The organism is Ruegeria sp. CJ3, from assembly GCF_056536725.1.
On the sequence record NZ_JBQFQE010000006.1, the window covers coordinates 170,646 to 182,827 of the forward strand.

The 12,182-nt window shown below is 61.5% G+C and carries 15 protein-coding genes; 5 read left to right on the forward strand and 10 right to left on the reverse strand.

Translation table 11 applies throughout. The features are described from left to right. Positions 1-56 precede the first annotated feature (56 nt). Both speB and ACR0J1_RS12820 read right to left on the reverse strand, forming a co-directional pair. Positions 57-1,022, reverse strand: coding sequence for an agmatinase (gene speB / locus ACR0J1_RS12815; RefSeq protein ID WP_480733200.1), 966 nt, complete (start codon positions 1,020-1,022; stop codon positions 57-59). Between the two features lie 12 nt (positions 1,023-1,034). Continuing rightward, positions 1,035-2,198 carry a M20 aminoacylase family protein gene (locus ACR0J1_RS12820; protein WP_480733201.1) on the reverse strand — a complete coding sequence of 388 codons (1,164 nt, stop codon included), beginning with the start codon at positions 2,196-2,198 and terminating at the stop codon, positions 1,035-1,037. A 66-nt stretch (positions 2,199-2,264) separates the two neighbouring features. Between ACR0J1_RS12820 and mazG the strand changes: the two genes are divergently transcribed. Genes mazG through ACR0J1_RS12835 form a run of 3 tightly spaced genes read left to right on the forward strand, consistent with a single transcriptional unit; the run spans position 2,265 to position 4,569 of the window. Continuing rightward, positions 2,265-3,131 (forward strand): nucleoside triphosphate pyrophosphohydrolase, encoded by an 867-nt coding sequence (gene mazG, locus ACR0J1_RS12825; RefSeq protein WP_480733202.1) that lies wholly within the window; start codon positions 2,265-2,267, stop codon positions 3,129-3,131. A 53-nt stretch (positions 3,132-3,184) separates the two neighbouring features. Next, on the forward strand, positions 3,185-4,123 hold the full coding sequence (locus ACR0J1_RS12830) for a nucleoside hydrolase (protein WP_480733203.1): 939 nt from the start codon (positions 3,185-3,187) through the stop codon (positions 4,121-4,123). Further along, positions 4,120-4,569: a GNAT family N-acetyltransferase gene (locus ACR0J1_RS12835; RefSeq protein WP_480733204.1), complete on the forward strand. Its 450-nt coding sequence runs from the start codon at positions 4,120-4,122 to the stop codon at positions 4,567-4,569. The genes ACR0J1_RS12830 and ACR0J1_RS12835 overlap by 4 nt, the downstream gene beginning before the upstream one ends. Here the strand turns inward: ACR0J1_RS12835 and ACR0J1_RS12840 are convergent. The 8 genes from ACR0J1_RS12840 to ACR0J1_RS12875 all read right to left on the reverse strand — a co-directional run bounded on the left by ACR0J1_RS12840 (position 4,566) and on the right by ACR0J1_RS12875 (position 10,767). Beyond that, a complete protein-coding gene (locus tag ACR0J1_RS12840; protein ID WP_480733205.1) occupies positions 4,566-4,733 on the reverse strand; it encodes a hypothetical protein in 168 nt (55 codons plus the stop codon). The two genes, ACR0J1_RS12835 and ACR0J1_RS12840, sit on opposite strands and share 4 nt — an antisense overlap. A gap of 102 nt (positions 4,734-4,835) precedes the next feature. Further along, positions 4,836-5,153, reverse strand: coding sequence for a hypothetical protein (locus tag ACR0J1_RS12845; RefSeq protein WP_480733206.1), 318 nt, complete (start codon positions 5,151-5,153; stop codon positions 4,836-4,838). A gap of 122 nt (positions 5,154-5,275) precedes the next feature. After that, entirely contained in the window at positions 5,276-6,553 is a 1,278-nt protein-coding gene (gene eno, locus ACR0J1_RS12850; RefSeq protein ID WP_480733207.1) for a phosphopyruvate hydratase, read from the reverse strand. Positions 6,554-6,689: 136 nt separating this feature from the next. Further along, positions 6,690-7,568 (reverse strand): DMT family transporter, encoded by an 879-nt coding sequence (locus ACR0J1_RS12855; RefSeq protein ID WP_480733208.1) that lies wholly within the window; start codon positions 7,566-7,568, stop codon positions 6,690-6,692. Positions 7,569-7,705: 137 nt separating this feature from the next. Then, positions 7,706-8,119 (reverse strand): Fur family transcriptional regulator, encoded by a 414-nt coding sequence (locus ACR0J1_RS12860; protein ID WP_480733209.1) that lies wholly within the window; start codon positions 8,117-8,119, stop codon positions 7,706-7,708. A 71-nt stretch (positions 8,120-8,190) separates the two neighbouring features. Continuing rightward, entirely contained in the window at positions 8,191-8,895 is a 705-nt protein-coding gene (locus ACR0J1_RS12865) for an endonuclease/exonuclease/phosphatase family protein (protein ID WP_480733210.1), read from the reverse strand. A 45-nt stretch (positions 8,896-8,940) separates the two neighbouring features. Beyond that, positions 8,941-9,204 (reverse strand): hypothetical protein, encoded by a 264-nt coding sequence (locus ACR0J1_RS12870; protein WP_480733211.1) that lies wholly within the window; start codon positions 9,202-9,204, stop codon positions 8,941-8,943. A 144-nt stretch (positions 9,205-9,348) separates the two neighbouring features. Further along, complete coding sequence (locus ACR0J1_RS12875; protein ID WP_480733212.1) at positions 9,349-10,767, reverse strand: protein adenylyltransferase SelO; 1,419 nt, start codon at positions 10,765-10,767, stop codon at positions 9,349-9,351. Between the two features lie 87 nt (positions 10,768-10,854). Between ACR0J1_RS12875 and ACR0J1_RS12880 the strand changes: the two genes are divergently transcribed. Together ACR0J1_RS12880 and ACR0J1_RS12885 are read left to right on the forward strand one after the other, a co-directional pair. Then, the gene (locus tag ACR0J1_RS12880; RefSeq protein WP_480733213.1) at positions 10,855-11,274 is read left to right on the forward strand and encodes a cupin domain-containing protein; all 420 of its coding nucleotides are present in this window, start codon (positions 10,855-10,857) and stop codon (positions 11,272-11,274) included. Positions 11,275-11,278: 4 nt separating this feature from the next. Beyond that, positions 11,279-12,169: a fatty acid desaturase gene (locus ACR0J1_RS12885; RefSeq protein ID WP_480733214.1), complete on the forward strand. Its 891-nt coding sequence runs from the start codon at positions 11,279-11,281 to the stop codon at positions 12,167-12,169. The last annotated feature ends 13 nt before the right edge of the window (positions 12,170-12,182 follow it).

A 12,182-nucleotide genomic window follows, 5' to 3' on the forward strand; every position in this document is an offset into this window, starting at 1 on the left:
ATGTCTCCGATCCGGTGCCTCACCCAGCAGATACCGGAATTATGCCTAACCAAAGGTTAAGACCTCAGCTTGTTCCACCCCAGCAGGCAAATGATCTGCGTCGCCACATGGGCCCCCGCAATCGCCGTCGCGCCCGAGGTGTCATAGGGCGGAGAGACCTCGACCACGTCTCCGCCCTTGATGTTGATCCCGGCAATGTCGCGCAGGATGATCTGCGCCTGAACCGAACTTAGCCCGCCCCAGACCGGTGTGCCGGTGCCGGGGGCAAATGCGGGGTCCAGACCATCAATGTCAAAGCTCAGATAGACAGGGCTGTCACCCAGAATGCCTTTGATCTTCTGCGCCACGGCGGCGGGGCCGGATTCGTAGACCTCGCGCGCGTCGATGATGTTAACGCCCAGCGTGTCCTCGTTCGTCGTCCGTATCCCCACCTGAACCGAGCGCTTCGGGTCCACGATCCCCGACTTCACCGCTTTGTAGAACATCGTGCCGTGATCCACGCGGGACATATCATCATCGGCCCATGTGTCCGTATGCGCATCGAATTGCAACAGCGACATCGGTCCGTATTTCTCGGCATAGGCTTTCAGGATCGGAAAGCTGATATAGTGATCCCCGCCCAACGTGACCGAGGCAACGTCAGCCTTCAGAATGGTGCGGATGTGATCGGTCAGCGTGTCGGGAAAGGCCGGGATATTGGCGTAGTCATAGGCCATGTCGCCATAATCCACGATGGCCAACTCACTGAGCGCGTCAAACGGCCAGCCATAGGGCGCGTCGGGCGATTGCAGGGCGCTGGCCTCGCGGATCGCGCGGGGGCCAAGGCGGGTCCCGGGACGGTTGGTGACGGCCTGATCGAAGGGGACGCCGGTCACCGCGATATCCACGCCGCTCAGGTCCTTGGTGTAAAGCCGCCGCAGGAAAGAGGTCGCGCCGCCAAAGGTATTTTCATTGGACAAGCCCCTGAGATCGGGGTTGGTGAACGCCTCGTCCACCTGTTTCTTTGCATCTTCCAGTGCCATGTCTTGCCCCCATCAGCCCAAAGGCTGCGCCTTTTCGACGATCCGTGCGAAAAACGAGGCACCCACCGATGCGACATCGTCGTTGAAGTTGTATTTCGGATGGTGCAACCCGGCCCCATCACCCTGCCCCATAAACAGGTAAGCCCCGGGGCGGGCCTGCAGCATGTACGAGAAATCCTCGGCTCCCATGTCGCGGCCCATATCGTCGACCACACGTTCTGCGCCGGACACGTCGCGCGCAACGTCGGCGGCGAAGGCCGCCTTCTCGGCATCGTTGATCGTGGCCGGATAACCCACCTGATAGTCCAGCCGCGCCTCAACCCCATACGAGGCCGCCTGCCCCGTCACGATCTGTTCCATCCGCTCGATCACCATCTTCTGCACCGCCGGATCAAATGTGCGCACGGTGCCGTTCAGATAAGCGGTATCCGGGATCACGTTGTTGACCGTCCCGGCGTGAATCTGCGTGACCGAGACCACCAAATCCTCGACCGCATAGTGATTGCGACTGACAATCGTCTGGATCGCCTGCGCAATCCCGCAGGCCGCCATCACCGGGTCTTTGGTCTGATGCGGCATGGCCCCGTGGCCGCCAACGCCCTGAATGTGAATCTCGAACGTATCCACCGCTGCCATGATCGGTCCGGGCGTGGTGTAAAACGCGCCCTCGGGGTTCCCGGGATCGTTGTGGATACCGTAGACCTGAGAGATATCGAACCGCTCCATGATCCCCTCTTCGACCATCACACCCGCGCCACCGCCCTCTTCCTCGGCAGGCTGAAAGATCAGCGCCACGCGGCCCGCGAAATTCCGCGTCTCGGCCAGATAGCGCGCAGCCCCCAACAGCATCGTGGTGTGGCCGTCATGTCCGCAGGCGTGCATTTTGCCGGGGTTCTTTGAGGCATACGCCACCCCCGTCTCTTCGGTGATCGGCAGCGCGTCCATATCCGCGCGCAGACCAATGGTCGGGCCATCCGCTTGCCCGTTGATAATCGCGACCATGCCGGTCTTGGCGATGCCTTCGTGTAGCTCATCCACTCCGAACTCGCGCAGACGCTCGGCCACAAACGCGGCGGTCTCATAGCATTCGAACTCCAGCTCGGGGATCGTATGCAGGCGCTGGCGCCAGGCGGCCATATCGGCGGCGTAATCGGCAATTCGGTTGACGACGGGCATCTGGGGTGGACTCCTGATCGGGACTGCGGGATGGATGCATCTGACACCGGAACGAAAGGGTTCGCAATGGCCGAAAATCCTCTGATCCACGATACGGACGCGGGCATCGAGCGTCTGTTGCAAATCATGCGCCGCCTGCGTGACCCGCAATCCGGCTGCCCGTGGGATATCGAACAGGATTTCGCCACCATCGCCCCCTACACGATCGAGGAAGCCTACGAAGTCGCCGACGCCATCGAACGGCAGGCTTATGACGAGTTGAAAGGCGAGCTGGGCGACCTGCTGTTCCAATCCGTCTTCCACGCGCAAATGGCTGAAGAGGCTGGGCATTTCACTTTTCAGGACGTGGTCCGCACCATGTCGGACAAGATGGTCGCCCGCCACCCGCATGTGTTCGGCGACGAATCCCGCGATAAATCCGCCGACCAGCAGACGAAAGACTGGGAAACCATCAAAGCGGCTGAGCGCGCAGGCAAGGAACAAAAAGGCGCGCTGGACGGTGTCGCCGCCAACCTGCCCGCTCTGCTGCGCGCCCATAAACTGCAAAAACGCGCCGCCCGCGTCGGGTTCGACTGGCCCGACGCCAGCCATGTGCTGGCCAAGATCACCGAGGAAGCCGCCGAACTGGAAGAGGCGCGCAATGCCAAGGACGCCGACGCGCTTGAGGATGAATTCGGCGATCTGTTGTTCGTCATGGTCAACCTCGGCCGCCATCTGGGGATCGAGCCCGAGGCCGCCCTACGCCGCACCAATGCCAAATTCACCCGCCGTTTCGAACAGGTCGAGGCGCGGTTGGCCGAACGCGGCAAAACCCCTGCGCAAAGCGATCTGGCCGAGATGGACGCGCTCTGGGATGAGGTCAAAACCGAAGAACACCGCGCCAATGGCAAACTCCCGCCGGTGGATGCGACGGTGGACGCGGAAATCGGCTAGACAAGTCGCGCGACACTTGCGAGTGTCCGCGCTTCAAGCCCCCGGAGACCCCCATGCCCCGCAAAATCATCATCGACACCGACCCCGGTCAGGACGACGCCGTCGCCATCCTGCTGGCCCTTGCCAGCCCCGAAGAGATCGAGGTTCTGGGCATCACCGCCGTTGCCGGGAACGTATCACTGGAACTGACAGCCAAGAACGCTCGCATCGTCTGCGAACTGGCGGGCCACACCGAGATTCCCGTTTATGCCGGATGCGACAGGCCCCTGAACCGTCCGCTAGTGACGGCCGAGCATGTTCACGGCAAAACCGGGCTCGACGGCCCCGACCTGCCGGACCCCCAGATGCAACTGACCACAGGTCACGCGGTTGATTTCATCATCGACACCCTACGCGCGCATGAGCCGGGCACCGTGACCCTCTGCCCGCTGGGGCCGCTGACCAACATCGCCACCGCCTTCCAGAAGGCCCCCGACATTGTGGACCGGGTGCAGGAAATCGTCCTAATGGGCGGCGCCTATTTCGAAGTCGGCAACATTACTCCTACGGCGGAATTCAACATCCACGTCGACCCCGAAGCGGCTGATATTGTGTTCAAATCCGGAAGACCCATCGTCGTCATGTCGCTGGATGTCACCCATAAGGCGCTGGTCACCAAGCCCCGCAACGATGCCTTCCGCGCGCTTGGCAACCCTGTCGGTATCGCGGTGGCCCAGATGACCGATTTCTTTGAGCGGTTCGACAAGAACAAATACGGCTCCGAGGGTGCTCCGCTGCACGATCCCTGCGTCACCGCCTATCTGATCAGGCCCGACCTGTTCTCGGGCCGCTTCGTGAATGTCGAGATCGAAACCCAGTCCGAACTGACCCTCGGCATGACCGTCGCCGACTGGTGGGGCGTCACCGACCGTGCGCCCAACGCGACCTTCATGGGGGATCTGGATGCCGACGGCTTCTTTGCCCTGCTCACAGAAAGGCTGGCCCGCCTATGACCGCCGCTCTTCGCCTCGCCCGCCCCGACGATCTGGATCGCCTGATGGCGCTGGTTGCGGCGTTTCATTCCGAATCCGGCATCGCCCAAGATGACGAGAAACGCCGCACCGCGCTGGCCCCCCTGCTAGATGGTATCCCGCATGGCTGCATCTATCTGATCGGCCCGGGCCGCGCGCCGCTGGGCTATGTCATCCTTACCTTCGGCTGGTCGGTCGAGTTCGGCGGAATGGACGCCTTCGTCGACGAAATCTACATCCGCCCGGCCGTAAGGGGCCGTGGCATCGCCACCGAAGTGCTACAGGACTTGCCCAAAGCGCTGGCCGAGGCCGGGCTGACCGCCCTGCACCTTGAGGTCGACCGCACCAACGAGACCGCGCAGAAGCTATACCTGCGCTCAGGCTTCAAACCGCGCGACGGCTATATGCTCATGAGCAAATCGCTCTAGCGCGACTCGCCCCGGAAGATCAGGCCCGGATTGTACATTTCCCGCACCGGATCATCCTGCGAGACCTCCATCCCCGTGATCGGATAGGTCCCCGGCTCTGAACATGCGGCCAGAACTCCGGCGGAAAGCATTGAAATTACAAGAAAGAACTTTGAAGCAGACATGATGTCCCCCTTTCTGCAATACAGGCAGACTATCGGGGGTTACGTAAGGGCAATAGGAACAAGTTCACACATACGCAAATTTATGTCAGCAGACCAAGCGGCCTACAGGCAGTTCTTCTTGAACGTCCGCTCCATGGTCTTGAACTGTCTTTGCACCCGCTTAGGCTCGGGCAGCGCCTCCAACTGCGAGGTCACGTTTTCGCCTGTGTACCACGACTGAAACAGCAGCGCCTTGATATCGTCGTCCAGAACCGTGTCGGCGACGTTATAGGTGCACAGACATTCCTCCATTGTGATCTGCCCGCTGGGATCGCCCTCGACCATCTTCTGACACACCGCTTCGGGTGGACGATCGGCCCAGGCAAGCTGAGGCAGGATCAACAGCGCCCCCGCGCCTGCGATGTGTTTGAATTTGGTCATAAGACGTCCTCTCCCATCATGGATACTGGGGTTCAGCTTAGACGGATCGCGAAGGACGCAAAGAAAAAAATGGCCCCGGCGTTTCCGCCGAGGCCTGATCTGGGTCTGGATCGGTGCTGCGATCAACGCTTCAGGATCGACGCGCCCGCATATTCGGCGACTTCGCCCAGCGATTCCTCAATACGGATCAGTTGGTTGTATTTCGCCAACCGGTCCGAACGCGCCAACGAGCCTGTCTTGATCTGACCACAGTTCGTCGCCACCGCCAGATCGGCGATGGTGGCGTCCTCGGTCTCGCCCGAGCGATGGGACATCACGTTGGTGTACCGCGCACGATGGGCCATATCGACGGCGCGCAGGGTCTCGGTCAGCGAGCCAATCTGGTTCACCTTGACCAGCATCGAGTTGGCACAACCATTCTTGATCCCCTCGGCCAGACGTTCCGGGTTGGTCACGAACAGATCGTCGCCCACCAGCTGCACCTTGTCACCCAGCAGATCGGTCAGGGCGCGCCAGCCGTCCCAATCATCCTCGGACATGCCGTCTTCGATCGAGATGATCGGATAATCCGCAACCAGCGCCGCCAGATAGGCCGCATTCTCTTCGCTGGTCAGGCTTTTGCCCTCACCCGACAGAACGTATTTGCCGTCTTTGTAGTACTCGGTCGCAGCGCAATCCAAAGCCAGATGAATTTCCTCGCCCGGCTTATAGCCCGCCTTCTCAATGGACTTCAGAACGAAATCCAGTGCCTCACGGGTCGAGGCAATATTCGGCGCAAAACCACCCTCGTCCCCGATCCCCGTGCTCAGACCCGCCGCCGACAGTTCTTTCTTCAGCGTGTGGAACACCTCGGACCCCATGCGCACCGCCTCGCGGATATTGCTGGCCGAGGTCGGCATGATCATGAATTCCTGAATATCGATCGGGTTATCCGCGTGCTCACCACCATTGATGATGTTCATCATCGGCACCGGCAAAACCCGCGCCGAGGTGCCACCCACATAGCGATACAACGGCTGTGTGGTGAAATCCGCCGCCGCCTTCGCCGTTGCCAGCGAAACACCCAGAATTGCGTTTGCGCCCAGACGGCCCTTGTTGTCCGTGCCGTCCAGTTCGATCATCGCCTGATCAATCGCCACCTGCTCGGTCGCGTCAAAGCCCACCAGTTCTTCGGCAATCTCACCGTTCACAGCGGCGACGGCTTCAAGCACGCCCTTGCCCATGTAACGCGCCTTGTCACCATCGCGCTTTTCGACCGCTTCATAGGCCCCTGTCGACGCGCCCGAAGGCACGGCTGCGCGGCCCATGGTGCCGTCTTCCAGAATCACGTCCACCTCAACCGTCGGGTTGCCCCGGCTGTCCAGAATTTCGCGTGCGTGGATGTCGATGATCGTGCTCATGAGGCCGTCCCTATGGCTGCATTCGGTTGCACGCGTCATAACAGCAACCGGCGAAAAGTAAACCGGTACCGTTAACGCTAACACGTATATTTTCCTGCCTTTAGGGCTAACACTTGCCTGTTTGCGCCAACAGCGATCAGGCGGCGGCCACCTGCCGCGCAAGACGGCGTTCGCGGACAAAGGTATAGAGGCCCGAGGCGATGATCAGCGTCGCACCGGCCAACGTCATCGCATCGGGGCGTTCGTTGAACATCAGCACGCCCGCAATCATCGAAAACACCAGCCGCGTATAACGGAAAGGCATCATGGCCGAGGCCTCACCCACCCGCATCGCCGCCACGATGCCATAATAACCCAACATGCTGAAAATCACCGCCGCAAGATACGGCCCGACCTGCGCCGCCTGCAGCGGGGCGTAAGATTGCCCCGTCGACACCATCAGCACCAGCCCCGCCAGCGTAGCGGCGATATAGGCCTGTAAAGCGACAACCGTAGACGCGATCCGCGCATCCAGCCTGCGCGTGATCAGGTCGCGCGCGGCGATGAAAACAACCGTCGCCACGACCAGCAGCGTTTCAGGCTGAAACCCCTCCAGCCCCGGGCGAATGATCATCAATACACCGATGAACCCGACACCGATGGCGCTCCACCGCCGCCAGCCGACCTGTTCACCCAGAAACAGCGCAGCCCCCATCGTCACCACTAGAGGCAGCACCTGAAACACCGCCGCAACCGTGGACAGATCGATCAACGACAGCGCGGTCACGAACAACACGGCGCCCAGCCCCTCGCACGCCGCGCGCGCAACCGGCATCAAGGTCCACGCCGCCGGATCGAAGATCCGCTTGCGCGTCACCACCGACAACAGCGCAAAGGCCAGACCACAGAAAACGCCCAGCACAATCAGAATTTGCCCGGTCGATACGGTGACCGACAGGTGCTTGATAAACATATCCTCGATTGCAAAAGCTGCCATCGAGCCGACAAGCAGCAAAATACCGTTTACATTGTTCATGCGCGTTTCCGTTGGGGGCGGGCCGGTGATCTCCGGGCCATCATGTCAGCACAACAGGAACATCCCCGACACCGCAAGCCCGATTGCGACAGCTTCGATGACTTGCCGTGATACGGCCAATCGCGTTCCCTGATGGATCAGTCCTTGTCCAGCGGTACGCCGTACAGCTCCAACCGGTGCCCCTTGAGCCGATAGCCCAGCTTGGCGGCGATCTTTTCCTGCAAAGCCTCGATCTCGGGATCGACGAATTCGATCACCTCGCCCGATTGCATGTCGATCAGATGATCATGGTGGTCCCGCTCGGCATCCTCATACCGCGCGCGGCCATCGCCAAACTCCAGCCGTTCCAGAATCCCCGCCTCTTCAAACAGCTTCACGGTGCGATAGACCGTTGCGATGGAAATCCCCGCATCCTCGGCCGAAGCGCGGGCATAGAGTTCTTCCACATCCGGGTGATCCGCACTCTGCTGCAACACGCGCGCGATGGTCCGGCGCTGGCCGGTCATGCGCAGGCCCTTGGCCTCACAACGGGCGATGATCGTGTCGGACATGGTGACCCCCGGAACTGTTCGGACCTCAGTCTTAGTATGTCCACGCGCCCTGCGCCACCGACGATTTTGCCTCAGGCCGCGCGGCGCAGGTCTGCCCAGACCGGCAAATGATCCGAGGCAATATGCGCAGGCCGGGCGTCATGCACCCCATGCAAGGTCGCCTCAAGCCCATGCCCCACAGCGATTCTGTCCAGCGCCCCCAAAGGCTGCGCCGCGGGAAAGCTGGCTACCGGAGGCAGAAACCGCATATCCGGGGCCAGATGGTCCAGCACCGGCTGGCGCGACCATTCGTTGAAATCCCCGGCCCAGACGGTTGGCATGTCCTCCAGATCAGAATCGCAGCGCCGGATATGGCCGATCTGCTGCCGCCGCGATGCGGGCAACAGCCCCAGATGCATCCCCATCACCCGCAGCGGCCCGATCTGCGTGTCGAACTCAACCCGAACGGCCCCCCGAGGCTCCAGCCCCGGCAAATCGTGATGCCCGGTCTGACGCACCTGGATGGCGTCGCCACGCCAGATGACGGCGTTGCCATGCCACCCCAAACTGCCCGCACCACCCAGATCGACAATCTGCCAACCCGCCTCATCCAGCATGAAATGCGGCAGCGCGGCAGGGCGCGGCGGCAGGCGCTTGTCGGCCTCCTGCAGGACCACGATATCGGCCTGCATACTCTCGATGACCTGCAAAATCCGCTGCGGCTGCCGCCGAAAATCGAGGCCCACGCATTTCTGGATATTATAGCTGGCAAGGCGCAGAGTTGGCGGCTGGGTCATAGCAAGCAAAAATCCGATCGGCGCGCACGCAAACCATTGCCCCCGCTATTCAATCCATTGGGCGACATTGCTGCAATCTGCGCATTCCGCCAATAGGCTGTCCGGGTATCCGATGACCTCTGCCTTGTTCTGACGAATTTCACCGTCGTCCAATGACAGGCTAGTCCACCCGGAATGCGACACACCAATGGCCGAGACACGCCCCGCATTCAGCAACTCAATCGCTTCTTCCCGGGTCACATTCGCAACCGGCCCGGTCGAGCACGCCACGAAGGGTAGAATGAGCGTCAGAGCGAGCACGAGTTTCATAAAATTCTCCAGTTTTGTGGTCTCTGCAACTTAGTCGCAAAGCAACAGGAGTTGAAGCCGCAAGTTCCCTCCGGCAAACCTCACCACCAGCACCTGAAACTTCAAAAGTTTCAGGGCCGGTTTCTTTTTAAGAAACCGCGCCAATCACGTCCCGCAGAACGTCGCCTGAACAACTTCGCCCTCAGCCGGCGGTCGCATCAGATCAGACGCATCAGGCTGATCCTCATAAGGCCGCGACAACACCGCGTTCAAACGATGAAACGGTGCGTAATCACCCTGCACAGCAGCCTGAATCATCTGCTCGACCCGGTGATTGCGCGGGATAAAGGCCGGATTGGCCACCGCCATCACCTCCGCCGGGGTCGCCTCGCGCTGCAGTCGCGCACGCCAGCCCTCGGCCCATCCGTCAAACGCCGCCGGATCGGTGAACTGATCCCGCGCCCGGTCCCCACCCAGCGCACGGAACGTATTGGTAAAATCCGCGCCACCCTCGGCCATGCGCACCAGCAGGTCTGAGATCATCTGCAAATCCCCATCCTCGGGCCGCGCCAGACCGATCTTGGCCCGAAACCGCCGCAACCACTCGGCCTGCAGCAATTCAGGCATCGCATGGACGATCTCGGTCGCCTCCTCCACCGCGGCCTCCTTATCCTCAACCTGCTGGATCAGAGCCGTCGCCAACTGCGCCAGATTCCACACCGCTATCTCGGGCTGGTTCGAGTAGGCATAGCGCCCCATCCGGTCAATCGAGCTGTAGACCGTGTTTGGGTGATAACTGTCCATGAAAGCGCACGGCCCGTAATCAATGGTCTCCCCCGCAATCGAGCAGTTGTCCGTGTTCATCACCCCATGAATGAACCCAACGCTCATCCATTGCGCAATCAGCCGCGCCTGCGCATCCCGTACCGCGCGCAACAACTCCATCGGCCCCTCGGCCTCCGGGTAATGGCGCGCGATGGCGTAATCGGTCAGCCGCCGCAAACTGTCCAACTGCCCGCGCGCGGCAAAGACCTGAAAGGTCCCCACCCGCAAATGGCTCTGCGCCACACGGGTCAGCACCGCACCGGGCATCGGCCCCTCACGCAGCACAATCTCACCGGTCTCGACCGCCGCCAGCGCACGTGTGGTCGGAATTCCCAGCGCATACATGGCCTCAGACACCACATATTCTCGCAGCACCGGCCCCAACCACGCGCGTCCATCGCCCTGACGCGAAAATGGCGTCGGCCCCGACCCTTTCAACTGAATGTCACGCCGGACACCATCTGCACCCACCGTCTCACCCAACAACACGGCGCGCCCATCGCCAAGCTGCGGATTGTAGTTGCCAAACTGATGCCCGGAGTACAGCTGCGCCAGCGGCTGCGCCCCCTCGGGCACACTATTCCCGCCAAAAGCCTCAGCCATCTCTTCCACATCGCCGGGCGAAATCCCCAGCAATCGCGCCAGATCGGCATTGAACGCAATCAGGTGCGGCGCACGCACCGGCACCGGGGCCTGCCGCGCATAGAAGGTATCGGGCAAACGGGCATAGCTGTTGTCAAACGGGATCGTCAGGGTCATGCGGCAAACATATGCCCTGCATGCACAATTGCCATAGCAGATCGCACCCGCCCGTGCATAATCGCCACAAAGCACCAAAGGCCCGCCATGACCGCACAAGACATCATCGACCACCTCAACCTGCAGCGCCACCCCGAGGGCGGCTGGTTTCGCGAAACCTGGCGCGCCACGAACGCAGGCCGCGCCACCGGCACCTGCATCTACTTCCTGCTGGCCGAGGGCGAACACAGCCACTGGCACCGCGTCGACGCGACCGAGATCTGGCTCTACCACGCGGGCGCCCCGCTGGTCCTGTCGCTCAGCGCCACCGATGACGGCCCTGCCGCCGATCACCTGCTTACTCCCGACCTGACCCAAGGCGCGCCACAGTTGATCGTCCCCGAAAACCACTGGCAAGCCGCCCGCAGCACCGGAGACTACACTCTCGTCAGCTGCACCGTCTCCCCCGGGTTTGAATTCGACGGCTTCACCCTGGCCGCCCCCGGCTTTGACATCGCCCGAGGCTAGCCGGATGGACCACCGCAGCCTGATCGCCACCCTCCCGCCCGAAGTCAAAGCGCAGCTCCAACACCGCTCCAACCAGGCGGGCCTGACCCATCTCGCGCTTTACCTGACAGCCCTCGGCCTCACCTCAACCGGCATCACTTTGCAAGTGCCGCTCTGGCCGCTTCTGCTGCTGCCCCAAGGCATCCTGCTGGTGTTCCTCTTTACCCTCAGCCACGAATGCACCCACAAAACACCGTTCCGCACGGAATGGATCAACACAGCGGTGGGCCACGCGGTCTCGATCCCCATCGCGCTGCCTTTCACATGGTTCCGCTATTTCCACCTGGCCCACCACAAATGGACCAACCACCCGGAAAGAGACCCGGAACTGGCGGGCAAACCCCGCCCCGACACTTGGCCCGGCTTGCTCATCTATCTCAGCGGCATACCCTATTGGAGCGGCATGACCCGCACCCTGCTCCAAAACGCCTTCGGAAGGATCGACGCCCCGTACCTGCCGCCTCGCCAACACCGCGCCATCAGAACCGAGGCCCGCCTGCTCCTCGTCCTCTACACGCTCGCCGCCGCCAGCCTGTTCTTCACGCCGATCCTCATCTGGCTCTGGCTCCTGCCGGTGCTGCTTGGCCAACCGTTCCTGCGCCTCTACCTGCTGGCTGAACACGGTCTCTGCCCGCCGGTGGCGAATATGCTGGAAAACTCCCGCACTACCTTCACAAACCGCGCTATCCGCTTCATCGCGTGGAACATGCCCTACCACGCGGAACACCACGCCTTCCCCAACGTGCCCTTCTACCAACTCCCGACTTTTCACCGCTGGACCCAAACGCACCTGAAATCCACATCAAACGGCTACACAGAATTCACGGGCACCTATACCCGCACCCTCCGGCGCTAGATCCGTTCTTCAT

Bases quoted from the DNA above. Each gene is read 5' to 3' on its own strand.
- speB (WP_480733200.1), bottom strand. From the start codon at position 1,022: ATGGCACTGGAAGATGCAAAGAAACAGGTGGACGAGGCGTTCACCAAC.
- ACR0J1_RS12820 (WP_480733201.1), bottom strand. From the start codon at position 2,198: ATGCCCGTCGTCAACCGAATTGCCGATTACGCCGCCGATATGGCCGCC.
- mazG (WP_480733202.1), top strand. From the start codon at position 2,265: ATGGCCGAAAATCCTCTGATCCACGATACGGACGCGGGCATCGAGCGT.
- ACR0J1_RS12830 (WP_480733203.1), top strand. From the start codon at position 3,185: ATGCCCCGCAAAATCATCATCGACACCGACCCCGGTCAGGACGACGCC.
- ACR0J1_RS12835 (WP_480733204.1), top strand. From the start codon at position 4,120: ATGACCGCCGCTCTTCGCCTCGCCCGCCCCGACGATCTGGATCGCCTG.
- ACR0J1_RS12840 (WP_480733205.1), bottom strand. From the start codon at position 4,733: ATGTCTGCTTCAAAGTTCTTTCTTGTAATTTCAATGCTTTCCGCCGGA.
- ACR0J1_RS12845 (WP_480733206.1), bottom strand. From the start codon at position 5,153: ATGACCAAATTCAAACACATCGCAGGCGCGGGGGCGCTGTTGATCCTG.
- eno (WP_480733207.1), bottom strand. From the start codon at position 6,553: ATGAGCACGATCATCGACATCCACGCACGCGAAATTCTGGACAGCCGG.
- ACR0J1_RS12855 (WP_480733208.1), bottom strand. From the start codon at position 7,568: ATGAACAATGTAAACGGTATTTTGCTGCTTGTCGGCTCGATGGCAGCT.
- ACR0J1_RS12860 (WP_480733209.1), bottom strand. From the start codon at position 8,119: ATGTCCGACACGATCATCGCCCGTTGTGAGGCCAAGGGCCTGCGCATG.
- ACR0J1_RS12865 (WP_480733210.1), bottom strand. From the start codon at position 8,895: ATGACCCAGCCGCCAACTCTGCGCCTTGCCAGCTATAATATCCAGAAA.
- ACR0J1_RS12870 (WP_480733211.1), bottom strand. From the start codon at position 9,204: ATGAAACTCGTGCTCGCTCTGACGCTCATTCTACCCTTCGTGGCGTGC.
- ACR0J1_RS12875 (WP_480733212.1), bottom strand. From the start codon at position 10,767: ATGACCCTGACGATCCCGTTTGACAACAGCTATGCCCGTTTGCCCGAT.
- ACR0J1_RS12880 (WP_480733213.1), top strand. From the start codon at position 10,855: ATGACCGCACAAGACATCATCGACCACCTCAACCTGCAGCGCCACCCC.
- ACR0J1_RS12885 (WP_480733214.1), top strand. From the start codon at position 11,279: ATGGACCACCGCAGCCTGATCGCCACCCTCCCGCCCGAAGTCAAAGCG.